This is a genomic window from Chryseobacterium flavum, assembly GCF_003385595.1.
Lineage (GTDB): Bacteria > Bacteroidota > Bacteroidia > Flavobacteriales > Weeksellaceae > Chryseobacterium > Chryseobacterium flavum.
This window is the reverse complement of the sequence record NZ_QNUE01000003.1, coordinates 64906-88387: the sequence shown is the minus strand read 5'-3', so window position 1 is coordinate 88387 and position 23482 is coordinate 64906. Positions and strand designations below refer to the sequence as shown.

Sequence of the window (23482 nt, the reverse complement as noted above, 5' to 3'; positions counted from 1 at the left end):
GATTTATAGAATGAAAGGATTATTTTTTTTAGGCCTTACGGTAGGCTCAGCAGCCTTTATTCAGGCTCAGGACAGGGATTCTCTGAGAATCAGGGAAATTGAAGCGGTCAATTTTACCAAAAGACTTCCGGTTGCTAAGGAAATCATTAACGTTCAGAAAGATCTGGATGGTAAAAATCTGGGACAGGATCTTCCTATTCTTTTGAAAAATCAGACTTCCATTATTTCTACTTCAGATGCAGGAAACGGAGTAGGATATACCGGATTCAGGATCCGCGGTGTTTCAGGAAGTGCAATCAATGTAATGATGAATGGTGTTCCGTACAATGATTCGGAAAGCCAAGGAACCTTTTTTGTCAACGTTCCGGATTTAACCAGTTCTGCATCGCAGATTGTAATTCAGAGAGGAGTCGGAACTTCCAATAATGGCGTTTCTGCCTTTGGGGCAAGTATTAATGTTCTTTCTAAAGATCCTGAAGAGAAGTTTTACTTTAAAACAGATGACAGCTACGGTTCATTTAATACTTACAAATATTCAGCAGAAATAGGTTCAGGAAAATTCTGGAAAAACCGTCTTTCCGTAATGGGAAGATATACGCATATTCATTCTGACGGTTATATTGACAGGGCTTCATCAAATTTACATTCCTATAACTTTACTGCTTTATTTGAAGAAGGGAATACGAAGCTGCGTTTAATGGCCTTCGGTGGAAAGGAGAAAACCTATCAGGCATGGAACGGTATTGACCGTAAAACGTGGGAAACCGATCCGAAATTCAATATTTCAGGAGTAATATATGATGCCAGCTGGGAAAATATTGTAGGTTTCTACGACAATGAGACTGATAATTACAGACAGAACCATTATCAATTGCTTTGGGAACAGAAATTCAGTGACCGCTGGAATCTTGAAACCACATTTCATTATACAAAAGGAAAAGGATATTATGAAAATTATAAGCAGGGAGATCCTTTCTCAAGGTACAATCTGCCTGATATTACTGAAGGAGGAGAAACTGTAAAATATTCAGATTTCATAAGAAAAAAATGGCTGAATAACGATTTTTACGGAATTGTTTCCACATTGTACGGGAAGTTTGAAAATCTGGATCTGAATTTTGGTGCTGTAGCCAACCAGTACTACGGAAGACATTACGGAAATGTAACAGGAGTATTTTTTCCTCAGATTGATGAAAGTGAATACTACAGAAACCGTTCTGTGAAGAATGAGGTGTCTGGTTTTGCAAAAGCATTACTGAGAGTAGATAATTTTGAATTCTTTGGTGATTTACAGCTTAGAAAAATTAACTACAACACCAAAATCCTAATGGCAGGAGACGATGAAGGTGCTGATCTGAGCAAAAACTGGCTGTTCTTTAATCCAAAAGCCGGAGTAAATTACAGAATTGACGGCGGTAAAATATTTCTTTCCTACGCTCATGCCCACCGGGAACCCAACAGAGATGACCTGATGGCGAATAATGATGTAAAAGCAGAAAAGCTTCACGACATTGAAGCCGGTTTTGAAAAACAGTTCGGAATAGTGTTATTTACTGCAAATGTTTATTACATGTATTATGTCAATCAGTTGGTTTTAAATGGCGAACTTAATAATGTAGGAGCATTTATCAGAACAAACTCAGGAAAAAGTTACAGAAGAGGGGTTGAAATCGGGGCTTTGGCAAAACTATCCAAACAATGGGAAGTTTCCGGTAACGTGACATTGAGCCAGAACAGAAATCAGGATTTCAATATTCAGAATGGTGATGTTCCTAAAAGTCTCGGGAATACCCAGATTTCTTTCTCACCGAACGTGATAGCTAATTTAGGTTTGAAATTTAATCCCGCAAAGAATTTCCAGTTTGCTTTAATGAATCAGTATGTCGGAAAGCAATATCTTGACAATACGGAAGACGCAAATCTTCAGCTTAAAGATTATTTCCTGACAGATTTCAATGCTCAGTACCAGTTTAAAATTGCAAACAATGATATTGCTTTAAAGTTATTGGTTAATAATCTCTTCAATAAAAAATATGTTAATAACGGAGCAGTCTATGATGGGGAGCCTTATTATTTTTCACAGGCAGGAACAAACTTTATGTTTGGGATCAGCTGGAAAATTCAGTAATGGTTAAAAGTATTAAATAACAGAAAATAAATGTTGTGAGTGCTTGATTTTCTTGTTTTTTTCAGTTTCTTAATATAGTATTAAACTTTTATGTTTTTTTAGATTACGGGTAAAGGTCTGATTAAAGTTATTCCTGTTTTTATACATAATATGCAAAGGAATGATTCCCCAGTCTTTTTTATCTCGTACCCAAATGTCTCAAAAAGTCATGAAAAAGTTATAAATTTGCTGCCAAATGAATATTTCAGCTTACATTTTAGAATACTTGAAACAATTTGGAACTGTAACAGTTCCGGGCTTTGGCGTGTTTTTACTGAAAAATTCTAAGGCAATTATTAATTCTGAAAACGGAAGCATTCTTCCGCCAGCCAGCGAGATTGATTTTACGATTGATTATGAAGTGCAATCTGAAGAACTGACCGCTTTTATTGCTGGACAAAAACAAATGTCTTTAGAAGCTTCCCGAAGTGATTTAAAAATTCAAACAGACTTTTGGAAGAAAAAGCTTCAGGCAGAACAGATTCTGGAAATTCAGAACCTGGGGACTATTTTTATCGAAGAGGGACATACCCATTTCAAGGGTAAAAGAATAGAGTCAGGGAGACCTGATTTTTATGGGCTGGAGGAGATCAGATTCTCAGATATCAATAATGGTGAAAAAGTAAATGCCTCGGAAAGCCGTGAAAAAGATTATAAGTTCAATAAGACAATCCTTTGGGTTTTTCTATTGGCAATTCCAATTTTAGGTATTTTATACCTGGCCTATGCAAAACAGGAGTTTATTTTTGGAAAGAAATCATTTGATAATGTTTCCGTGCAAACTTCTACCCACAGGATCGTGAAAGATACTGTGAAAGTTGTAGCCCATTCACCTGAAGTATCTGTTTCAGATTCTTTGAAAAAAGATTCATTAGTAAAACCTGCCGTGAAAGCAACACAACCTGCTCCGGCTACCCGAAATAACACTAAGACTAGATGGCAAAAATAAAAACTGCGTCAGAATCTCTGACTATTATGACTAATATCGTTCTTCCGAACGAAACAAATTCTTTAAGAAATCTTTTTGGAGGTGAGCTTTTGGCGAAAATGGACAGATGTGCCTCTATTTCTGCTGCCAGACACTGTGAAAGAAGAGTGGTAACGGCTTCTGTAAATCACGTTTCCTTTAATCATCCCATTCCTGAAGGAGGAGTGGTAGTATTGGAATCCAAAGTTTCCAGGGCCTTCTCAACTTCTATGGAGGTGTATGTGGATGTCTGGCTGGACGATCCGATCAACCAGAAGAAAATTCATACGAATGAGGGGATTTATACATTTGTTGCGGTAGACGAATTTAACAGACCGATTCCAATTCCTGAAATGATTCCTGAGACAGAAGAAGAGAAGCTCAGACATGCAGCGGCATTCCGTAGAAAAGAACTTTCTCTTATCCTTTCCGGAAGAATGAAACCGTTGGAGTCTGTAGAACTGAAAAAATTATTCCAGGAACCGCAACCTGCTAAAAAAGATAAAAAATAAATAAAAATGCTTTTAATCATGGTCTTCCAAATTAAAAGCATTTTATTCTGAACTCCTTATTATATACTTCGATTTTAAATTGCAGGTCCTTTTATGATGATATTAGGAACCTGTGTAATCAGTATTTTTAAACTATGAAAATTCTTCTTTTAGATAAAAACCATCCTCTTATTACTGACCAGCTCCTGGCTAAAAATTTTATACTGGAAGAGGATTTTACCTCTTCTTATGATGAGGTTTGTAATAAAATTGAGCAATATGACGGTGTTATTATCAGAAGCCGGATTCCATTGGATAAAAATTTCCTGGAAAAAGGGAAAAAACTGAAATTTATCGCCAGAGTGGGAGCAGGAATGGAAAATATTGATATCCCGGCAGCTGAAAAGTTGGGAATTCAGTTGATCAATTCTCCTGAGGGGAACAGGGATTCCGTGGCAGAACATGTTGTTGGAATGCTGCTTGTCATTATGAACAGGCTGTTTATTGCTTCTCAGGAAGTAAAAAACGGCATCTGGAAACGTGAAGAGAACAGAGGTGATGAATTATTGGGGAAAACGGTGGGGCTGATCGGATATGGAAATATGGGAAAAGCTACTGCCAAAAGGTTGTCGGGGTTCGGATGTAAGGTGATCTTCCATGACATTATTCCCGGGCTTTCTGATGAATACGCAACACAGGTTACATTGGATGAATTGAAAAAGTCTGCAGAAATTTTAAGCTTACACATTCCTTTAACTTCAGAAACCCATTACCTTATTGATGAGGCATTCATTGCGGGAATGGAAAAAGACTTTTACTTTGTCAATACCGCAAGAGGAAAAAATGTAAAAACCAAAAGCCTGGTGAATGCCTTAAAATCCGGAAAGATTAAAGGAGCATGCCTGGATGTACTGGAATATGAAAAGTCTTCATTTGAGAATATTGAAAATGAAAATGAAGACCTGATATATTTGTTGCAATCCGAAAAGGCACTTATCACACCTCATATTGGTGGCTGGACTCATCAAAGTAAAGAAAAGCTTGCACAGTTTATTGTTGATAAAATTGTAGCTTCCTATTGCTAAATAAATACAGAGAGGTGAATGAGATTGTTATTCACCTTAATTTCTTTCATTCACTTATGTTAAATAATTCATAATATCCACCTCATATTTATTATTTATTTTGAGTTTTATTAAATTGCCGCTCATTTTTGAATCTCATGACGACGCGTAATTTTGTACTCATTTTAACTGTTCTTCTATCTATATTTTCCTGTAAAAAAAAGCCTGAGGCTAAAGCTGTTTCGGCGGATAATTCCACAAATCTTCCTAATTATGGGAATGTAAATCTGGGAGATGTTTTCACTAAAGCTGACGGCCAGCTTTTAGATAAACAGACAACGGTAGGATATATAGATCAGTATTATAAAAAAATATGGGAAGGAGGTGATTTGAGTGGTGGAATACTTGTCGCTAAAGGGGATGATATTTTGTATGAGAACTACAGAGGTTATGGAAGAGAAGGGAATCAGATGCCGATTGATAAGAATACTCCTTTGCATGTGGCTTCAGTATCTAAAACACTGACAGCAATGGCTATGATGAAACTGGTAGAAGCAGGGAAAATAAAACTTTCAGATCATCTTACACAGTATTTTCCAGGATTTCCATACCCTGAAGTTACTGTTCAGACCTTATTGGATCAGAGAAGCGGCCTTCCTAAATACGAGTATTTTATCACAAAAATTCAACCCGTTCCGGCTGAACTTTCCAAGCCATTTATTACCAATCAGGATATTCTGAATATGATTATCAGATATAAGCCAGATCTTGCAAGAGATACAGATACAGGATTTATGTATTGTAATACCAACTTTGCTTTATTGGCTTTGTTAATTGAAAAAATAACAAAAACCCCTTTTCCGCAAGCTATGAAGGAGATGGTTTTTGTTCCATTGAAAATGGATCATTCTTATATTTTTCAGGAAAAAGATATTTCCACAGCTTCACAGTCTTTTTATTATGGAGGCAACAGACTTTATCCTCTGGACAGGCTGGATCTGATCTACGGAGATAAAAATGTTTATACAACTCCGAGAGATCTGTATAATTTTTCAAAAGCAATGTTCTCAAAAGACTTCTTAAAGCCTGAATTAATGCAAATGGTTTTTACTCCTTACAGCAATGAAAAAGCAGGTATGAATAACTACGGACTAGGATTCAGGATGAAAATATTTGATAACGGGGAAAAATTAACGTACCACAACGGTTGGTGGCATGGAACCAATTCTGTATTTGCTCATCTTTTAAAATCTAAAGTGACCATTGTTGCCATTGGAAATAAATATTCAAATAAAGTATATACAGCACTTGCCTTATCTGGTTTATTTGAAGATTTTCCTTTGCAAAAAGATAAGCTTCACTCCGTCATGAATGATAATAAAGATACTTTGAATTCAGGACACGAAGTTTTTGGAGAATAATGTTTACTTTTGCTTAAACATTTTCATGAAAAGGTTTCTTTTATTATTTGTCATCTGTTTTCTTGTACATTCCTGTGCGAGAGTAGGATCTCCTGTTGGTGGACCAAAGGATACTTTAGCTCCCAGATTTTTAAGCTCCAATATTGATACAACGAGAATCAATGTGAAAAGAGATATTCATGAACTCCGGCTGGATTTTGATGAATATGTCACATTAAAGGATATTAATAAAAACCTGATTATTTCACCTCCCATCAAGAATATTAAACGAATTCTTCCATCCAATATTGCAAACAAGTTCGTTTTGATTCAATGGACAGACACTTTACAGGCAAATACAACTTACAACTTCAACTTTGGAAATTCAATTGTAGACAATAATGAATCCAACCCGTTGCAATACTTCAACTTTGCTTTTTCTACAGGAGATAAATTAGATGATTTATATATCAGTGGTGAAGTAAAAGATGCTCTTCAGATTAAGCAGAAATCCGGAAGTAATGAGAATAAACTGGTAGTAGGGCTATATCAGGCCAAGGATACAATGAACTATAAGCAAAAGCCTTACTATATTACAAAAGTAGATGATGACGGATATTATGAACTGAACTATCTGTCACCCGGAAAATATAAAATCATTGCGTTTGCTGATGAAAACGGGAATTCAGTTTACGATCCAGGAAAAGAAAAAATTGGATTCAAAAAAGAAATAATAGAGGTAGAAAAATCAATATCAGGCTTAAACTTAAAAGTATACCCTTCCCAGAAGCCTTTGAAATATTCTGAAATGAAAGAAATTGCCGGTGGGGTTCTTATGACTTTTGAGGGGCATCCGGATGAGGTAAAGGTTCAGTCATTGAATGATAAGCTAAAAGATATAAAAGTAACACACCGGCCCAAATCAGATTCTGTACGGATCTGGTTTGATGCAGTTAAAAATGATGTGGGACAGACTACAACAGAGAAGCTGATGTTCAGTCATAATATTGGTGCCAAAAAGGACAGTCTCTATAATGTTTCTCTGTTTTATAAATACAATCCAAAAAATGTAATGGATATTAACAGTAATAATGGAGGAGGTTCACTGGATCCAAAAGCTGATTTTAAAATCTTATCCAATTATATTATTGATAAAATTGATCCTGCAAAATGGGTGTTGAAAAGCGACAGCCTGACAACGCAGGAATTTACAGCAAAAATATCTGAAACCAATCCATATCAGATTATTGTTCAGTCTGATTTTGTAACCGGAAAAAAATACCAGCTTACTATTCCTAAGGAAACAATATCTTCTTATTATGCTAAAAATGCACAGTCTAAACGTTTTGATTTTGATGTAGCAAAAGTAGAAGAATTTGGAAGCCTGGAATTCACTCTTTTCAATGCTCCTGTCTCCAGCTATTGGATTCAGCTTCTGGATTCCTCGGAAAAGGTTATTTATCAGAAATATACAAAGGGAGATAAAGTTAAATTCGATATTCTGAAGCCAGAGGAATATATTGTTAGAATATTGGTTGACAATAACGAGAATAAATATTGGGATGAAGCAGATTTTGCAACTGAAACCTTTGCAGAAGATGCCTATATTTTCTATAAGAAAGTAGTTATAAGAGGACTTTGGGAAACAAGAGAAGATTGGGATCTGAATGATACAAGAACGCTGGATAATCCGAAAGGGACACCTGCCACCGTTCCTTCTCCTTCTGTTGAAGAAAATAAGGAAACAGTACAAGCAGTACAGCAGGAAGCTAAAAAGGAAATAAAATCAGATAATGCAATTGTAACTCCCGTAAAGTAGCAGATACATGACATGGCAAAAAAAATAATCTTCTGGAGTCTGGTAGCTTTTGCTTTGATCCAGTTTATTCCTATTGACAGAGTAAATCAACCGGTTGATGTAAAAGTAAACTTTGTTGATTCTAAAAAAACTCCCGAAAAAGTAAAGGCCTTACTTAAAAACGCATGTTATGATTGTCATTCCAATGAAACTGTTTATCCTAAATATGCCTTTATTGCTCCGGTATCCTGGTCTGTAAAAAGCCATATCAACGAAGGGCGTGAACATTTGAATTTCTCTGTCTGGGAAACGTACAATAAAGACTTAAAGGAAAATATGCTTTCTAAGTCAATACAGACGGTTCAGAATAAGACAATGCCGATGCCAGGTTATATTGTTTACCATAAAGAAGCAAATCTTTCAGCAGCAGAAAGGTCTCTGCTGGTTCAGTATTTCGAGGAAATGCTCAAATCAAAAACCTATTGATTTTACATAAAAAAACCCGCAGATTTTGCTGACCGGTCATGATCTGAATAATAATATTCTGTCAATTGCAGTTGTGGCAGAATCTGCAGGAGGATAAATTATTTGCTTAAATAGCTCTCAAAAAATTTTTTCTGAGAATCAAAAGCGATATCTTCAAGACGAAGTTCTTTTAACGGAATCCATACAGCTTCTGATATTTCTGAAAGTTCAAGACTGACTTCAAACTTTTCCTGAACGCGATATTCATAAAAAAGATCAATCGTATTGTAATCAATCTCTTTATATTGATATAGGTTTGGCAGGCTTGTAATATATTTTAAATTTGAAATATCAATATCAAGCTGAAGTTCTTCAAAAAGCTCTCTTTTACAGGTTTCCTCGGCGCTTTCCTTAGGGTCAACAAATCCACCTGCCAAATCAAGTTTTCCTTTTTGAGGATCCCTGTTTCTTCGGGTAAGGTAGACTTCATCCCCGCATCGTATCACTACAGCGACGGCTCCTGCTACATTATTATACAGTGTGAAACCACATTCAGGGCAGCTCCATTTTTTTTCGCTGTCCCAATGCAGGGATTCCTTGCCACAGCTTGGACAATATTTTAATAATTTCATCTGTTTATATTTGTTTTCAGATCAGATGGAATATAAGTTTATTGAGCTACGTTAATATTTCTCGGATGGTAGCTCAAAATAACATCTCTCAGTTCCTCTGTTTTCAGGTGAGTGTAGATTTCTGTTGTTGTAATACTGGAGTGTCCGAGCATTTCCTGGATATAACGCAAATCCGCACCGTTTTGCAATAAATGTGTTGCAAAAGAATGTCTGAAAGTGTGTGGAGATATTTTTTTATTAATTCCTGCCTTATCTGTAAGTTCCTTAATAATAAGAAATACAATTACCCTGGACATGGATGTTCCACGACTGTTTAAAAACAGGGTGTCTTCATATTTCTTATTAATTTTCCCTTTAGGACGTATTTCCCTGATGTAATTATTCAACAGATCTGCCGTATAATCAGCCAATGGAACAAAGCGGGTTTTATTACCTTTTCCATGGACTTTGATGTATTGCTCTTTAAAGTTGATGTTGGATATTTTCAGGTCAATCAGTTCAGAAACCCGCAGTCCGCAACCATACAGAACCTCAATGATACACAGGTTCCTTTGGCCAAGATCTGTATTGACTTCTATGGCTGCAATAATCTTGTTGATATCAGGCAGGCTTAAGGTGTCAGGCAAATATAATCCCAGTTTGGGGCCTTCAAGTAACGCTGCTGGATTATCTTCACGAAATTCATCCTCAAGCAGAAATTTAAAGAAAGCTTTAATGGAAGAGATCCATCTTGCCTGAGATCTTTCGCTGAATTTCTGTTTGGAAAGGTTGAAAATGTATTCCTGCAGGTTCTCATAACCAATAGAATCTGGACCGACGTTCTCCAGATCTTCTTCTGCGTAATCTTTTAATTTTTTGATGTCTCGAACATAGGCGTCGAGCGTGTTTTCTGAAAAATTTCTTTCGAAGCGAAGAAATATTTCAAAATCTTTGATCTTTTCATCCCAAGTCATTTGTGCTTATTTTTTTAGTTCACAGTCCGATATTTGTTCTATTTCAATACCATGGTTTCTCAGGAACGATATCCCATCGTCATCTGAATACTCATTAATATACACAAGTCTTGTAATTCCCGCCTGCAGGATCAGCTTACTGCATTCTTTACAGGGTGACAATGTTAAATATAATGTTGCCCCTTTTGCAGACTGGGTGGAAGCTGCCAGTTTTAATATGGCGTTGGCTTCTGCATGCAATACATACCAGTGTGTTTTTCCTTCTTCATCTTCACAGCAGTTCTCAAACCCCGAAGGAGTTCCGTTGTAACCATCTGAAATAATCATCCTATCTTTTACGATAAGAGCTCCTACCTGTTTTCTCTTACAGTAGGAAAGTTTTGCCCATTCTTGGGCCATTTTAAGATAAGCCTTGTCAAACTTATTCATACCGCAGCATTGGTTTTTCGAAATAATTTGGATTAAAAGTTTTGAAAGTTCAGAAGTTCGGCTTTCTTTTCTCGAGGAAAGCAGTTACTCCTTCTTTCTTATCTTCCATTTCAAAAAGTTCGCCGAAATACTTAATTTCGGTATCAAAACCTTTATCCGTGTCAGATAAATTCACGGCATTGATTGCCTTGGATATTGCCATTGGTGAGTTGTGGGCAATAAGATTTGCTAATTCTTTCGTTTTGGTTAATAATTCTTCAATAGGGTATACTTCATTAACCAAGCCGATTTCTTTTGCTTTTTGAGCAGAAATCATTTTGGCAGAGAAGATCATTTCGTTGGCAATACCTTTACCGACAAGTTTCGGAAGTCTTTGGGTTCCTCCATATCCGGGAATCAGGCCCAGCGTTACTTCAGGAAGTCCTAGTTTTGCATTCTCTGATGCATATCTGATATGGCATGCCATGGCAAGCTCTAAGCCTCCTCCTAACGCAAAACCGTTCACGGCAGCGATAACAGGCTTAGACATGTTTTCTATTTTGTTGAATAATAAATTCTGTCCGTTTCTGGCTAGTTCTTCTGCTTTTTCCTGGCCGAATTCACTAAATTCTTTAATATCAGCTCCGGCAACAAATGATTTTTCACCGCTTCCTGTCAGAATAATTACCCTGCAGGAGCTGTCTGTATTAAGTTCATCCAGTGCTGTGCTGATCTCCTGAATGGTTTGTGCATTCAGAGCATTCAGACTCTCAGGTCTGTTTATTGTAATGATAGATACTTTATCTTCATTTTTTAATAATACATTTTCGTAATTCATTTTTCCACTTTGAAATATCATCCTCTGCAAATTATGAATTTTTTACAAAAAAAAGGAAAAAATATTATTTTTTTTTCCTTTTTTTTAAATTATTATTCAATACGATCATTTAGAATGATTCATCATATTTGCATCTATATTAACATTTAGCTGAGAAGCTACTTTCATGCCAAGTTCAATATTCGCTCTGAAAAAGTGACACAGCTGGCGGTTTATGATCTCCTCTTTTTTAGGGCCGTCAATTCCTTTCATGCTTCCAACAATATTTTTAACCAGGTGATCCCTGTCTTCCGCATTCATTGCTTTTGAGTATAAGAGACCTGGCTGTGTATAATGATCGCTGTCATTTTCATTTCGGTTGTAATTCGCAACATGGGCACTATCCAGCTCATATTCATAATTTTTATAAGAAGGATCAGGTTTGATATCATCAAAACTGTTAGGATGGTAATTAGGTTTATCCAGATAATGGCTTGAGTCCGCCATATATCCGTCTCTCTGATAATTGTTAACGGCAAACGGACATCTGTTTACTTCTAACTGATGTGCGTTTACTCCTACTCTGTACCGGTGTGCATCAGGATAAGAGAATAATCTTCCCTGAAGCATTTTATCCGGGGAGAAGCTGATTCCATTAATAAGATTACTTGGCGAGAAGGTAGATTGTTCTACGTGGGCAAAATAATTAACAGGCACCTCGTTAAGTTCCATTTCACCTACTTCAATCAATGGGAAATCATCATGGAACCATACTTTGGTAACATCAAAAGGATTCCATCTGAAATCTTTTGCCTGTTCTTCCGTCATTACCTGGATATACATGGTCCATTTCGGGAAGTTTCCGTTTTCAATTGCATTGCAAAGATCCTCCTGGGCAAAATCAGGATTTTCACCAGCCATTTTTACTGCTTCTTCATCCGTGAAATTTTTTACTCCCTGTTTCGTTTTAAAATGGAATTTTACCCATACTCTTTCATTATGGTCATTAATCATGGAAAAGGTATGCGAGCCGAAGCCATGCATATGCCTGTAGCCATATGGAGTTCCTCTGTCTGACATCAGAATGAGAACCTGATGGAGAGATTCGGGATTTAAACTCCAGAAATCCCACATCATGGTAGCGCTCTTTAAATTAGTCTTTGGTACTCTTTTCTGCGTATGAATGAAATCCGGAAATTTTTTAGCGTCTTTAATAAAAAAAACAGGAGTATTGTTTCCTACCAGATCCCAGTTCCCGTCTTCTGTATAAAATTTTAAAGCGAACCCTCTTGGATCTCTTGCGGTATCTGCGCTTCCTTTTTCTCCTCCTACAGTAGAAAATCTGGCAAACATTCTGCACGAGTTTCCTACTTTTGAAAATATTTTTGCTTTGGTATATTGAGTAATATCATGGGTTACGGTAAAAGTCCCGTAAGCTCCGCTACCTTTAGCGTGTACAATTCTTTCAGGAATTCTTTCCCTAACGAAATGGGCAAGATTTTCCTGAAGAACAAAGTCTTGCAGTAATACCGGGCCTCTTGGTCCTACCGTCTGGGAATCCTGATGCTCAAAATAAGGCGTGCCGTTACTTAACGTTAATTTTTTAGAATCCATATATCGATGATTTGAATAATTGCTTTCTTTAATTTTAATTCCAACTGTAAAGGTAGTGAATATCAAATTTACTTGAATTTTTAATTGCTAATAGCAAAAACATTATATCTTTGTAATAGATAATATTAATCAAATGAACATTCAGCAACTGGAGTATCTTATCGCCGTTGATAAGTATAAACATTTTGGAAAAGCAGCGCAGGCATGCTTCATTACCCAGCCTACCTTAAGTGCCATGATACAGAAATTTGAGGACGAACTGGATGTGAAGGTTTTCGACAGAACTACACACCCGATCCGTACAACAGATGTAGGTCTTCAGATCATTGATCAGGCTAAGGTTATTATAGAATCTGTCAATGAGCTGAAAAACAAGGCAAATCTTTTGAATAATATTTTAGGAGGAACCATTAATCTGGGAATTATCCCTACGGTCTCTTCTTTTATTCTGCCTACAGAGATCTTTAAGTTTCTGGAAGATAATCCAAAGATCCAGATGAATGTGAAGGAGATGACTACAGATAATATTATTAAGGCTTTAAAGGCCGGAGAACTGGATGCCGGAATCATTTCGACTCCTTATGATACAGCAGATGAGTTTTATCAGGATTTTCTGTTTAATGAAGAATTAATGATCTATAGCTCTAATACAGAGGCTAACAAAAAGAATTCCTACATTATTCCTGAAGAACTGAATGTAGAAAAGGTTTGGTTACTTGAAGAAGGAAACTGTCTCAGAAACCAGTTCGAGAATATTTGTCATCTGAAGGAAAATACATTAAAGCCTAAAAATCTTGATTTCTTAGCTTCCAATATTCAGACTCTGGTTCATATGGTAGATAAAGTGGGGGGAATCAGTATTCTGCCTGAGCTTGCATTGAGCCAGCTTTCGGAGGAACAGAAAAAAAATGTTTTCAGATTCAAAAAGCCATTCCCATACCGGGAGATCAGCATCATTTATTATAAGCCGACTTTTAAGCAGAAAATTATTGATGAATTATCACATTCTATCAAAAATTCATTGGAACTTAAATTGAATTACCATGAAAGTCCGAAAGAATTTGTAAGTATAAAGCCGCAGTAGTCTGGATGTCTTAAAGTGATATAAATCATTAATTTAAACAAAATAATAATTAGTAAACAAAATTTTTGAGTATTAAAAAAATAGTGCTTAAATTTGCTGACGTTTACTACGAGGAAAAATTTGACCTGATTGCAACCTCTATAAAAAAATGCTAAAACAGTATTCTTTTTTCTGGGCAATTTTATTCTTATTTTTCTTCGAAATTTTAATCTAAAAAAACAGAGAATAATATGTCTTATTTATTTACATCTGAATCAGTTTCAGAAGGACATCCGGATAAAATTGCCGATCAGATTTCCGATGCATTAATCGACCATTTTTTAGCATATGATAAAAGTTCAAAAGTTGCATGTGAAACACTTGTAACTACAGGACAGGTAGTATTGGCAGGAGAAGTAAAATCAGACGCTTACCTGGATGTACAAACCATCGCCAGAGAAGTAATCAACGGAATTGGTTATACAAAGGGAGAATATATGTTCAACGGGGATTCGTGTGGAGTGATCTCTGCAATCCATGAGCAATCTCCTGATATCAACCAGGGAGTTGACCGTGTTGTTACGGATGAGTCTTTTGAAGCCAAAGCAACTGCACAGGGAGCTGGTGACCAGGGAATGATGTTTGGATATGCAACGAATGAAACGGCGAACTATATGCCGCTTGCTTTAGATCTTGCTCATACAATACTTAAAGAGCTTTCTGCAATAAGAAGGGAAAATAAAGAAATCACCTATCTTCGTCCGGATGCTAAAAGTCAGGTAACTATTGAATATTCTGATGATCATAAACCGATCAGAATTGACTCTATTGTAGTTTCTACACAACATGATGATTTTGGTACAGAAGAGGAAATGCTGAACAAGATCCGTGAAGATATTAAAAATATTCTGGTTCCGAGGGTTGTTGCACAACAAAGCGAAGAGATCAAAGCATTATTTAATGATCAGATCAAATACCATATTAACCCTACAGGTAAATTTGTGATCGGAGGGCCTCACGGAGATACAGGTCTTACAGGAAGGAAAATTATCGTTGACACCTATGGAGGTAAAGGAGCCCATGGTGGAGGTGCTTTCTCCGGAAAAGATCCGTCAAAAGTTGACAGAAGTGCTGCATATGCAACGAGACATATTGCTAAAAACCTTGTAGCAGCAGGGGTTGCTGATGAAGTTTTGGTACAGGTATCTTATGCCATCGGAGTTGCTGAACCTTGCGGATTATACATCAATACTTACGGAACTGCAAAAGTTGACCTCCACGATGGTGATATCGCTAAGAAAGTTTCTGCAATCTTTGATTTAAGACCCTATGCTATTGAACAGAACCTGAAATTAAGAAATCCTATCTATCAGGAAACAGCTTCTTACGGTCATATGGGAAAAGAGCATTATGTTGCTGATAAGACCTTCAATAAAGGTCAGAAGAATGAACTTACCCTAAAAAATCTTGAGTTCTTCACCTGGGAGAAGTTAGACAAAGTGGATGAAATTAAAGCCGCTTTCGGAATTTAATTTTTTCTTTGAGAATAAATGAGCTGCTTTATCTTCTGATAAGGCAGTTTTTTTTAATTTTACATCTTAATTAATTGAACGATGATGAATTTCAGAACTGCAATTGCAATCCTGTCCATGTTTTTTCTAAGTACGTTGGTGAAGGCACAATATACGATGCATAAAATGATAAGTGTGGGATATACCTATCAGAATCAAAGCTTCGGAGAGGTCGGAGGAAAGTTGCTTTTTCTTAAAAATGATGATGTAATTTACAGGCTTGGTGGATCTGCTCTAATGGGATCTGTTGATTCCAGGTTTGCTATTATGCCGAAACTGCAGGCAGATGTACTGCTTAACTTTGAGAAGAATGTAGACTTTTATCATTCCTACTATTTTTTAGCAGGGGTAGAAGGAACCAGTAAATATGTTGCACCTAAAATAGGAGTGACTTTATTCGGAATGCTTGACCTTACAGGAGGATATGCATTTCCTGTTGGAGAAGCCCGTTTAAACGGGAAAGAGCTAAAAGGCTTAAATATTAATTTAACACTAAATATTCCAACTGTGTTTATTCATGATATGTTTAAGTGATTTTTTTTAAATTTTTCTCTTTAAAAATTAATAATTAGTTAACAGTTATTAAAAAATTATTATATTTACACCATAATATAATGTACCGCCTATAGAAGAGACTCTACTCTAAAAAACTGTTTTGTAAATACAGCAATGACCGGATGAAATATCTGGAGGAATACGTGTCTGCAAACATTATATTGAGAAGAGTTATGAAATCAAAATCGGATAGTTTACTAATTTCGCTTTACCAGAAAGGAGACGAGGAAGCGTTATCAACCCTTATTCATCGTCATCAGAGAGAACTGTTTACATTTATTTTTTACAAAATTAATGATGAAGACCTGGCCAATGATATTTTTCAGGATACCTTTATGAAAATCATTGTAATGCTGAAAGAAGGCCGTTACAACGAAGAAGGAAAATTTATTCTTTGGGCTAAAAGAATCTCTCATAACCTGATCATTGATCACTTCAGATCAAAAGCCAAAAACATCAAAGTTTCTGAAACTACTTTTGAAACCGATGAGTATTCTATTTTTGATCTTATCCGGGAACCTTCAGAAAATATTGAAGATCAATTGGTAACCAATCAGATTCAGGAAGATTTATTGAAAATGTTACAGTTTCTTCCAAAAAATCAGCAAGAGGTGATCAAACTGAGATTTTTTGACGGTTTAAGTTTTAAAGAAATTGCTGATCATACAGATATGAGTATTAATACAACATTAGGAAGAGTACGATATGCATTGATAAACCTGAGAAAAATCATGGATGAAAATAATATAATATTAACCAGATAAATAATATTTCGTAAAATTTCACGTTTTAAGGAAAACATATTTCGCGTATGAAAAAAAATGATTCTTTAAAAGTGAAAACTTTGAAACCTAAAAAACAAACAATTGATTTCTTGCTTAATTTTTCTAAAAACCTTGAAATTGTGAAAAGCAAGAGCAAGAATTACCCGATTTCAAAAAATTAAAATTATTAACTTTGTGCTGTATGAAAATGCAGCACGTTTATTTTGACCTGGACAATACACTCTGGGATCACCGCAGAAATGCTTATTTAACCATTAAAGACCTTTTTGAAAGACAGGATATTACTTCAAAGTATCAGATTGAGTTTGAAGAGTTTCATGCTGTTTATCATGAGATCAATGAAAATCTATGGGAAAAAATCCGGGATGGAATTATAGGCAAAGATTATTTGAGAGAACACCGTTTCTATGATTCCTTTAAACATTTTGGCGTAGATAATAAAGAACTTGCCCTTTATTTTGAAGAGCACTTCCTGGATAATATTGTAAGTCATAATGAACTGGTAGAAGGGGCAGAAGATATTCTCAATTACTTAAAAGCTAAGAATTACAGATTGCATATCATTTCTAACGGATTTCAGGAAGTGACCGAAAGAAAATGTGCTCTATCAGGGATTGCTTCTTATTTTGAGACGATTACCAGTGCAGACGCTGTCGGAGTAAGAAAGCCAAACCCCAGAATTTTTGAGTACTCGCTTGGGTTATCTGAAGCAAAAAAAGAAGAAAGTATTCTGATCGGTGATGATTGGATTGCCGATGCAATGGGGGCAACGAATTTCGGAATGGATGCTATTTTCTTCGATGTCTATAAGGAAGATAAATCCGGAACGGATTTAAAAGCGATTACACATCTTCAGCAGATAAAAGAATATCTGTAATTATTCTTTCAGACCATACAGATTTTTATGCCATCAGGATTAAATATTTAATTAACAGAGATCATCAAAGTTCAAAACACAGAACAATGATCATAGTCTTGTCATTTTGAATCTTTTACCGATGGTTTAATTATATCTACTTTTCACATTTTTTATTCTTTCTTTACAAATTAAGTTTTCCCAATTCTTTCCCAAATTGATTCAGAACTTTGCTCCGGAATATAAACGAAAACTTAATATTATGAAAAATGTAAAAAAAATCACCGGAGCATTTATTTTATTTTTTATGTTGATTGGTGGATTTGTTTCTGCTCAGGATCGGGCGATATCTGCCAGCCAATTACCTAAAGCAGCCAAGACTTTTTTGACCGTCCATTTTAAAGGAATTCCTGTAAGCTCAGCAATAGAAGACAGAGAAATCTATGGGATTGATGATTATAAAGTTTATCTGAATAACGGAATGAAAATAGAGTTTGACAGTAATGGTAACTGGAAAGAAGCAGATGGGAAACATCAAAAACTACCTTACGGCTTTATTCCTGCATCCATCAGAAATTATACAGCCAGAAATTTCCCGAATACATATATTGTAAAGATAGAAAAAGAAAGATGGTCTTATAAAACAGAACTTTCCAACGGATTAGAACTTGAGTTTGACAGGAAAGGGAATTTTAAAAGAATTGACGACTGATTTGCTTACAGCTTAGATGAATTTAGCATTATGATGCAGCCGGAATATGTAAAATCAAATTAATAGTTTATGAAAGAGGACTGGAGGAAGGAAGCCGGAGATTATTTATTCATTCTTGACGTTTTATGGATAATATATCATATTGTTCTTGTCCTGGTAATGCTTTACTAGTTCTTAAAAGCATCTGTCTTTCCTCTATAATTTTATATATTTGATAGAAATTTAGTTGTATAGTAAAGTATACAAAATCAGTGATATGAAGATTTTAATTGTAGAAGATGAGCCGGAACTAAAAGATACTGTACAGAAATTTCTGGAGTCAGAGCATTTCATCGTGGAACATGCAGAAAACTACAGATCGGGCCTGGAAAAAATTATTTCTTATGATTACGACTGTATTCTTTTGGATATTATGCTGCCGGATGGAAGTGGAATAGATCTGTTGAAAGAAATAAAAAGGCTGCATAAAAAAGATCCTGTGATTATCCTTTCTGCTAAAGATTCTGTGGATGATAAGGTATCAGGCCTGGAGATTGGAGCAGATGACTATCTTGCAAAACCTTTTCATCTTGCGGAATTGATGGCCAGAATTAAATCTGTGATCAGAAGAAACCATCAGGATGGAGAGAATATCATTCAATATAAAAACATTAGTATTGATCCGGAAAATAGAAAGGTAATGGTTGGAAATGAAGAACTGATACTGAACCGTAAAGAATATGATCTTCTGTATTATTTTATTATTCATCCGGAAAAAACTTTACAGAAAACTACTTTGGCAGAAGCCATTTGGGGAGATTATATTGATCAGGCCGACAGTCTGGATTTTATTTATTCACAGATTAAAAACCTTCGCAAAAAACTAAAATCCCAGCATGCAGAAGCTGATTTCCAGGCTGTATATGGAATCGGTTATAAATTTGTCTGATGAAAGTCTCACTAAAATATTATACCATTAAATATCTTATTATGATCCTGCTGCTGATTATTGCAGTCTGGGCAGGGTTATTCTATGCATATATTCTGGATGAAGTGCATGATAATGTGGATGATGGACTGAAAGACAGAAAAATTCAGATTATTAAGGCGGTATATTTGAATCCACAATTGTTGAGGAACAATGAATTTGGATTTAACGAATTTAAAATAAATCCCATTACAGCCGGAGAATATCAAAATAAAAGCAGGCTCTACAATAAGATGTATTATATGGAGTATGATGATAAGGACCAGCCTTACCGGGTTCTGGAGGCCGACTTTATAGATCAGTTTAAGGGGCATCAAAGATTGGTGATCCGGACCTCTACGGTTGAAGAAGATGAATTGATATATGATCTTACAACTGCTTTAATCGTACTCTATATTCTTCTGGTCATAAGTATTGTTGCAGTAAACGGGTACTTATTGAACAAAGCCATGCGGCCATTCTATCAGATTCTTGATAAGCTGAAGAAATATCAGTTTGGTATTCCATCCGAACAGGAAAATAAAAATTATCTTATCAAAGAATTTGAAGAGCTTAACCAGGAGATTGATGAAATGATTGAACGGAATGAACTTGTTTTTTATCAGCAGAAGCAGTTTATTGAGAATGCATCACATGAGCTTCAGACGCCTCTTGCCATTGTAATCAATAAAATTGACCTGCTTATCCAGAATGAAAATCCTGATGAAAATAACCTGAATTTCCTTACCGGGGTTAAAAATGATCTGAGAAGAATGGTTGGACTGAATAAGTCATTGTTAATGTTGTCAAAAATAGAGAACAGCCAGTTTAATAAAACATCCGGAGTGAATTTCAATGCAATGGTCAGTACCTTGGTTAAAAATTATGAGGATTTTATTGAATTTAAAAATGTAGGTGTCAATATAATAGAAAAAGGTGTTTTTGAAGCGGACTTTAACCGGGACCTTGCAGATATTTTACTTTCCAATCTCCTTAAAAATGCTATTAAATATAATAATGAGGAAGGCATTTTAAATATTATAATTGAATATGACCGGATTACTTTTCAAAATAGCGGGGCTTCTGTGCCATTAGATACATCCAGAATTTTTAACCGGTTTTATAAACAAGGGGCAGATCACACTTCTACCGGCCTTGGATTGTCAATCATTAAAACTATAATAAAGCAATATCCGGGTTGGGATATCAATTATGAATTTGGTGAAGGAATGCACTATTTTATTCTTGTAAAAAATAAAGGTTAAGCCCTGGAGTCAGTTAGTATCCAAATAACAGAAAAGCCTTTCAATTTGAAAGGCTTCCTTATTTTATAGTTAAGCATTAAAATCCTAAACTTGCCCGCACTCTTTTAAGAGTTTCCAAGGCAATCGGTCTGGTTTTTTCCGCTCCTTGCTGTAATTTTGCTTCCAGCTCATCCAGATTGTTCATATAATAAGCAAAGGTTTCTCTTTCTTTGGTAAAACGTGTAAGGATAAGATCCAGCAATTCTTTTTTAGCATGTCCGTATCCAAAGTTTCCTGCAAGATATTTAGCCCTTAATTCTTCAGTCTGTTCTGGTGTCGCAATCAATTGATAAATGGCAAAAACCTTGTCAGTTTCAGGATCTTTAGGCTCTTCCAGAGATTTAGAATCAGTTTCAATACTCATAACCTGTTTTTTCAATTCCTTTTCCGGTAGAAAAATATTGATAATATTTCCTCTTGATTTTGACATTTTATGACCATCTGTTCCCGGAACGTATTTTGTATCTTCCTGAAGCTCTGATTGTGGAAGCACCAGAATTTCTCCCATCTGATTATTGAATCTTGATGCGACATCTCTTGCAAATTCCAGGTGTTGCAGCTGATCTTTTCCTACCGGAACAATCTCTGCATCATATAATAAAATATCTGCAGCCATCAAAATAGGATAAGTGAAGAGTCCTGCGTTCACATCATGCAGCCGGTCTGCTTTATCCTTAAAAGAATGAGCTAATGTTAATCTTTGATAAGGGAAAAAACATGATAAATGCCAAGATAATTCACAGGTTTCAGGGATGTCACTCTGTCTGTAAAAGAATGTTTTTTCGGTATCTAGTCCACAAGCAAGCCAAGCCGCAGCAATCTCGTAGGTATTCTGTCTTAAAGTCTGCGCATCTTTAATCTGGGTAAGCGTATGAAGATTCGCAATAAATAAAAATGATTCATTTCCTTCCTGCTTGGATAATTCAATAGCAGGAATAATTGCCCCAAGAAGATTTCCAAGATGGGGAGTCCCGGTGGCTTGAATGCCGGTAAGAATTCTTGACATTTGTTAAAATATTTTAAAAATTAATGAATGCAAATTTACAAGGTTTGGAGGGAATAACGAATAAAAAGATTAAAACAATTAGAATCAGGTTTTATATTAGATTCACCGGGAGTTTATGAATCCCGTGGAAATTTTACGGAACCATAATTTTTTCTCCTCCAAATTTTGGTTTTACTCCGAAAAGAAGATCCCAATATACTTTGGCCTTTGCAAAGTACTCCCTGATATTAGTTTTAATGCCTGCATACTTGTTAACGTCTGCTGCATTAAATCCAAAAGCTTCCATATGATTTTTTTTAGCAAGAAAAACAGCCCTTTCATTATGGAACTTTTGTGAAATAATAATCAGTTTCGTTTGGCCGAAGATATCTCTCGCCCTTATGACGGAATCCAGTGTTCTGAATCCGGCATGGTCCATGATGATCTTATCCCGCGGGATACCATTCTGTATTAAGGCGATTTGCATGTCTTCCGGTTCATTGTAGTCTTTGGAACTGTTATCACCACTTACGATAATGTACTTTATTTTCCCGCTTTTATAGAGTTCTGATGCAGCTTGAATCCTATTGTAAAAATAGGCATTTGGCATTCCGTTGTTTAATGTTTTTCCTGTCCCGAGAAGTAAAGCAACTTTAGCTTGCGGTACATCTGCAATATCGTAGGAAATAAAAGATTCACTTTCTTTTTTGATATTGTAATTTGCCCAGGCTATAAAAATAATTCCTGCAACAAGAAGAAGCAGGAAAAATTTAAAAATATTTTTGATTATTTTTCTCATCCAGGTATTTCTAGAACTCAAGACCGTTTGGAAAAGCTTTTTTTCTGAATATTAACAACAGGATAGCTCCCACGGTAATTGCAGAGTCCGCAACATTGAAAATATATTTGAAAAACTCAATATGCTTTCCTCCGATCAATGGAACATTTTCAGGAACATTCCAGTCTACCAGCGGAAAGTGAAGCATGTCTACCACACAACCTTTCATAAAGGTAGAATATCCCTGTCCGAAAGGTGTAAACTTGGAAATTCCGCCATAGCCGATCCATCGGTCAATACTTTGGTCATAAACTGTTCCGCTGTCGAATATCATTCCGTAAAACATTCCATCAATAATGTTTCCGATAGCGCCGGCAAAAATAATAGACATTGGGATTAAAAGATAATTGGATGCTCCTTCCTTTAGCCATTTCTTAAACATATACACCATTCCGCCGATCAGGAAAAGTCTAAGGATAACCAGAAAGTATTTTCCGATGATGCCTCCGAAATGGAGTCCGTATGCCATTCCCGGGTTTTCAACAAATGTTAATTTAAAACCTGGAAATACGGAAACACTATCGTCCAGATTGAAATGGGTTTTAATATAAATTTTTGAAGCCTGGTCAATCAACAATACCAAAAATGTGATAGCTAAAATCTTTTTCATTATTGTCCCTTAGGTTTTGACGGTTTTGCCGCTTTTACATTTTTATTATCGCTTGCTTTCTTGATTACTTTCTGCCCGTTAAACGAACTTTTAACATGGGCCTTTTCAAATTTAATGTTCATTTCTTTTAACACACTTTTCAGCGCACTAAGCTCCATAGAATTTTTAGGATGTACTATGATAGATTCCATTTCTTATATTTAATTTTTACATTCTGGACAATTCATCAAGTCTTTTTCTGTCTTTTGCAGACAAGTCATTGACTCCGTTTTTGCCCATCTTATTCAGAAGTCTGTCGATTTCTTTCTCCCGTTCACGTTTGTCAGAATTAAACTTATCATCAATGGTGTAGTTTTTTTGCTTGTCCGGAAAGGCTTTACTTTTGATCCATTGCCTGTTAAAAAACAATAAGACTACTGCGATGATAATTGCTAAAATCAATAATTCGCTCATGGGTATACATTAAAAATTAGGTTTATAA

The 23482-nt window shown here is 35.7% G+C and carries 25 protein-coding genes; 15 read left to right on the top strand and 10 right to left on the bottom strand.

Translation table 11 applies throughout. The features are described from left to right. Positions 1-10: 10 nt before the first annotated feature. The 7 genes from DRF59_RS04315 to DRF59_RS04285 all read left to right on the top strand — a co-directional run bounded on the left by DRF59_RS04315 (position 11) and on the right by DRF59_RS04285 (position 8373). Entirely contained in the window at positions 11-2128 is a 2118-nt protein-coding gene (locus DRF59_RS04315) for a TonB-dependent receptor (RefSeq protein WP_115957174.1), read from the top strand. A gap of 235 nt (positions 2129-2363) precedes the next feature. Next, entirely contained in the window at positions 2364-3116 is a 753-nt protein-coding gene (locus tag DRF59_RS04310; RefSeq protein WP_115957172.1) for an HU domain-containing protein, read from the top strand. After that, positions 3104-3646: an acyl-CoA thioesterase gene (locus DRF59_RS04305; protein WP_115957170.1), complete on the top strand. Its 543-nt coding sequence runs from the start codon at positions 3104-3106 to the stop codon at positions 3644-3646. The genes DRF59_RS04310 and DRF59_RS04305 overlap by 13 nt, the downstream gene beginning before the upstream one ends. A gap of 134 nt (positions 3647-3780) precedes the next feature. Continuing rightward, positions 3781-4710 (top strand): 2-hydroxyacid dehydrogenase, encoded by a 930-nt coding sequence (locus tag DRF59_RS04300; RefSeq protein WP_115957168.1) that lies wholly within the window; start codon positions 3781-3783, stop codon positions 4708-4710. Positions 4711-4847: 137 nt separating this feature from the next. After that, positions 4848-6110, top strand: a complete 1263-nt coding sequence (locus DRF59_RS04295) for a serine hydrolase domain-containing protein (RefSeq protein WP_115957166.1) — start codon at positions 4848-4850, stop codon at positions 6108-6110. A 25-nt stretch (positions 6111-6135) separates the two neighbouring features. Beyond that, on the top strand, positions 6136-7908 hold the full coding sequence (locus tag DRF59_RS04290; protein ID WP_115957164.1) for an Ig-like domain-containing protein: 1773 nt from the start codon (positions 6136-6138) through the stop codon (positions 7906-7908). 12 nt (positions 7909-7920) lie between these two features. After that, a complete protein-coding gene (locus tag DRF59_RS04285) occupies positions 7921-8373 on the top strand; it encodes a heme-binding domain-containing protein (RefSeq protein WP_115957162.1) in 453 nt (150 codons plus the stop codon). A gap of 98 nt (positions 8374-8471) precedes the next feature. Here DRF59_RS04285 and DRF59_RS04280 read toward each other — a convergent pair whose 3' ends face one another. From DRF59_RS04280 to DRF59_RS04260, 5 genes are all read right to left on the bottom strand, one after another. Next, positions 8472-8984: an NUDIX hydrolase gene (locus DRF59_RS04280; RefSeq protein WP_115957160.1), complete on the bottom strand. Its 513-nt coding sequence runs from the start codon at positions 8982-8984 to the stop codon at positions 8472-8474. Positions 8985-9022: 38 nt separating this feature from the next. Beyond that, the gene (gene xerD / locus DRF59_RS04275; RefSeq protein WP_115957158.1) at positions 9023-9937 is read right to left on the bottom strand and encodes a site-specific tyrosine recombinase XerD; all 915 of its coding nucleotides are present in this window, start codon (positions 9935-9937) and stop codon (positions 9023-9025) included. 6 nt (positions 9938-9943) lie between these two features. Beyond that, positions 9944-10366 carry a deoxycytidylate deaminase gene (locus tag DRF59_RS04270; protein WP_115957156.1) on the bottom strand — a complete coding sequence of 141 codons (423 nt, stop codon included), beginning with the start codon at positions 10364-10366 and terminating at the stop codon, positions 9944-9946. A 49-nt stretch (positions 10367-10415) separates the two neighbouring features. Beyond that, on the bottom strand, positions 10416-11183 hold the full coding sequence (locus tag DRF59_RS04265; RefSeq protein WP_115957631.1) for an enoyl-CoA hydratase-related protein: 768 nt from the start codon (positions 11181-11183) through the stop codon (positions 10416-10418). Between the two features lie 105 nt (positions 11184-11288). After that, positions 11289-12776, bottom strand: a complete 1488-nt coding sequence (locus tag DRF59_RS04260; RefSeq protein WP_115957629.1) for a catalase — start codon at positions 12774-12776, stop codon at positions 11289-11291. 133 nt (positions 12777-12909) lie between these two features. Here DRF59_RS04260 and DRF59_RS04255 point away from each other — a divergent pair, with 133 nt between their 5' ends. The 8 genes from DRF59_RS04255 to DRF59_RS04220 all read left to right on the top strand — a co-directional run bounded on the left by DRF59_RS04255 (position 12910) and on the right by DRF59_RS04220 (position 20529). Then, entirely contained in the window at positions 12910-13860 is a 951-nt protein-coding gene (locus DRF59_RS04255) for a LysR substrate-binding domain-containing protein (protein WP_115957154.1), read from the top strand. A 230-nt stretch (positions 13861-14090) separates the two neighbouring features. Further along, positions 14091-15371, top strand: coding sequence for a methionine adenosyltransferase (metK, locus tag DRF59_RS04250; RefSeq protein ID WP_115957152.1), 1281 nt, complete (start codon positions 14091-14093; stop codon positions 15369-15371). An 81-nt stretch (positions 15372-15452) separates the two neighbouring features. After that, positions 15453-15944: a hypothetical protein gene (locus DRF59_RS04245; RefSeq protein WP_115957150.1), complete on the top strand. Its 492-nt coding sequence runs from the start codon at positions 15453-15455 to the stop codon at positions 15942-15944. Between the two features lie 194 nt (positions 15945-16138). After that, a complete protein-coding gene (locus DRF59_RS04240) occupies positions 16139-16729 on the top strand; it encodes an RNA polymerase sigma factor (RefSeq protein WP_115957627.1) in 591 nt (196 codons plus the stop codon). Between the two features lie 202 nt (positions 16730-16931). Then, on the top strand, positions 16932-17627 hold the full coding sequence (locus DRF59_RS04235) for a YjjG family noncanonical pyrimidine nucleotidase (RefSeq protein WP_115957148.1): 696 nt from the start codon (positions 16932-16934) through the stop codon (positions 17625-17627). Between the two features lie 241 nt (positions 17628-17868). Continuing rightward, the gene (locus tag DRF59_RS04230) at positions 17869-18318 is read left to right on the top strand and encodes a PepSY-like domain-containing protein (protein WP_123873649.1); all 450 of its coding nucleotides are present in this window, start codon (positions 17869-17871) and stop codon (positions 18316-18318) included. 256 nt (positions 18319-18574) lie between these two features. After that, positions 18575-19246, top strand: a complete 672-nt coding sequence (locus DRF59_RS04225; protein ID WP_115957144.1) for a response regulator transcription factor — start codon at positions 18575-18577, stop codon at positions 19244-19246. Beyond that, positions 19246-20529, top strand: a complete 1284-nt coding sequence (locus DRF59_RS04220; RefSeq protein WP_115957142.1) for a sensor histidine kinase — start codon at positions 19246-19248, stop codon at positions 20527-20529. The genes DRF59_RS04225 and DRF59_RS04220 overlap by 1 nt, the downstream gene beginning before the upstream one ends. 76 nt (positions 20530-20605) lie before the next feature. Here DRF59_RS04220 and trpS read toward each other — a convergent pair whose 3' ends face one another. The 5 genes from trpS to DRF59_RS04195 all read right to left on the bottom strand — a co-directional run bounded on the left by trpS (position 20606) and on the right by DRF59_RS04195 (position 23454). Beyond that, entirely contained in the window at positions 20606-21574 is a 969-nt protein-coding gene (gene trpS, locus DRF59_RS04215; protein WP_115957140.1) for a tryptophan--tRNA ligase, read from the bottom strand. Between the two features lie 133 nt (positions 21575-21707). After that, a complete protein-coding gene (locus DRF59_RS04210) occupies positions 21708-22352 on the bottom strand; it encodes a SanA/YdcF family protein (RefSeq protein ID WP_115957138.1) in 645 nt (214 codons plus the stop codon). 10 nt (positions 22353-22362) lie between these two features. Then, positions 22363-23001 (bottom strand): lipoprotein signal peptidase, encoded by a 639-nt coding sequence (locus DRF59_RS04205; RefSeq protein WP_115957136.1) that lies wholly within the window; start codon positions 22999-23001, stop codon positions 22363-22365. Continuing rightward, the gene (locus tag DRF59_RS04200; protein WP_115957134.1) at positions 23001-23192 is read right to left on the bottom strand and encodes a DUF2683 family protein; all 192 of its coding nucleotides are present in this window, start codon (positions 23190-23192) and stop codon (positions 23001-23003) included. The genes DRF59_RS04205 and DRF59_RS04200 overlap by 1 nt, the downstream gene beginning before the upstream one ends. A gap of 16 nt (positions 23193-23208) precedes the next feature. Next, a complete protein-coding gene (locus DRF59_RS04195) occupies positions 23209-23454 on the bottom strand; it encodes a DUF6576 domain-containing protein (protein ID WP_115957132.1) in 246 nt (81 codons plus the stop codon). Between the last annotated feature and the right edge of the window lie 28 nt (positions 23455-23482).

Excerpts from the sequence above, each read along its gene's own strand:
- DRF59_RS04280 (WP_115957160.1), bottom strand. The coding sequence starts at position 8,984 with ATGAAATTATTAAAATATTGTCCAAGCTGTGGCAAGGAATCCCTGCAT.
- DRF59_RS04230 (WP_123873649.1), top strand. The coding sequence starts at position 17,869 with ATGAAAAATGTAAAAAAAATCACCGGAGCATTTATTTTATTTTTTATG.
- DRF59_RS04195 (WP_115957132.1), bottom strand. The coding sequence starts at position 23,454 with ATGAGCGAATTATTGATTTTAGCAATTATCATCGCAGTAGTCTTATTG.
- DRF59_RS04240 (WP_115957627.1), top strand. The coding sequence starts at position 16,139 with ATGAAATCAAAATCGGATAGTTTACTAATTTCGCTTTACCAGAAAGGA.
- DRF59_RS04220 (WP_115957142.1), top strand. The coding sequence starts at position 19,246 with ATGAAAGTCTCACTAAAATATTATACCATTAAATATCTTATTATGATC.
- DRF59_RS04300 (WP_115957168.1), top strand. The coding sequence starts at position 3,781 with ATGAAAATTCTTCTTTTAGATAAAAACCATCCTCTTATTACTGACCAG.
- DRF59_RS04295 (WP_115957166.1), top strand. The coding sequence starts at position 4,848 with ATGACGACGCGTAATTTTGTACTCATTTTAACTGTTCTTCTATCTATA.
- xerD (WP_115957158.1), bottom strand. The coding sequence starts at position 9,937 with ATGACTTGGGATGAAAAGATCAAAGATTTTGAAATATTTCTTCGCTTC.
- DRF59_RS04205 (WP_115957136.1), bottom strand. The coding sequence starts at position 23,001 with ATGAAAAAGATTTTAGCTATCACATTTTTGGTATTGTTGATTGACCAG.
- DRF59_RS04200 (WP_115957134.1), bottom strand. The coding sequence starts at position 23,192 with ATGGAATCTATCATAGTACATCCTAAAAATTCTATGGAGCTTAGTGCG.
- DRF59_RS04290 (WP_115957164.1), top strand. The coding sequence starts at position 6,136 with ATGAAAAGGTTTCTTTTATTATTTGTCATCTGTTTTCTTGTACATTCC.
- DRF59_RS04305 (WP_115957170.1), top strand. The coding sequence starts at position 3,104 with ATGGCAAAAATAAAAACTGCGTCAGAATCTCTGACTATTATGACTAAT.
- DRF59_RS04265 (WP_115957631.1), bottom strand. The coding sequence starts at position 11,183 with ATGAATTACGAAAATGTATTATTAAAAAATGAAGATAAAGTATCTATC.
- DRF59_RS04270 (WP_115957156.1), bottom strand. The coding sequence starts at position 10,366 with ATGAATAAGTTTGACAAGGCTTATCTTAAAATGGCCCAAGAATGGGCA.
- DRF59_RS04210 (WP_115957138.1), bottom strand. The coding sequence starts at position 22,352 with ATGAGAAAAATAATCAAAAATATTTTTAAATTTTTCCTGCTTCTTCTT.
- DRF59_RS04225 (WP_115957144.1), top strand. The coding sequence starts at position 18,575 with ATGAAGATTTTAATTGTAGAAGATGAGCCGGAACTAAAAGATACTGTA.
- trpS (WP_115957140.1), bottom strand. The coding sequence starts at position 21,574 with ATGTCAAGAATTCTTACCGGCATTCAAGCCACCGGGACTCCCCATCTT.
- DRF59_RS04285 (WP_115957162.1), top strand. The coding sequence starts at position 7,921 with ATGGCAAAAAAAATAATCTTCTGGAGTCTGGTAGCTTTTGCTTTGATC.
- DRF59_RS04260 (WP_115957629.1), bottom strand. The coding sequence starts at position 12,776 with ATGGATTCTAAAAAATTAACGTTAAGTAACGGCACGCCTTATTTTGAG.
- metK (WP_115957152.1), top strand. The coding sequence starts at position 14,091 with ATGTCTTATTTATTTACATCTGAATCAGTTTCAGAAGGACATCCGGAT.
- DRF59_RS04245 (WP_115957150.1), top strand. The coding sequence starts at position 15,453 with ATGATGAATTTCAGAACTGCAATTGCAATCCTGTCCATGTTTTTTCTA.
- DRF59_RS04235 (WP_115957148.1), top strand. The coding sequence starts at position 16,932 with ATGAAAATGCAGCACGTTTATTTTGACCTGGACAATACACTCTGGGAT.
- DRF59_RS04315 (WP_115957174.1), top strand. The coding sequence starts at position 11 with ATGAAAGGATTATTTTTTTTAGGCCTTACGGTAGGCTCAGCAGCCTTT.
- DRF59_RS04255 (WP_115957154.1), top strand. The coding sequence starts at position 12,910 with ATGAACATTCAGCAACTGGAGTATCTTATCGCCGTTGATAAGTATAAA.
- DRF59_RS04310 (WP_115957172.1), top strand. The coding sequence starts at position 2,364 with ATGAATATTTCAGCTTACATTTTAGAATACTTGAAACAATTTGGAACT.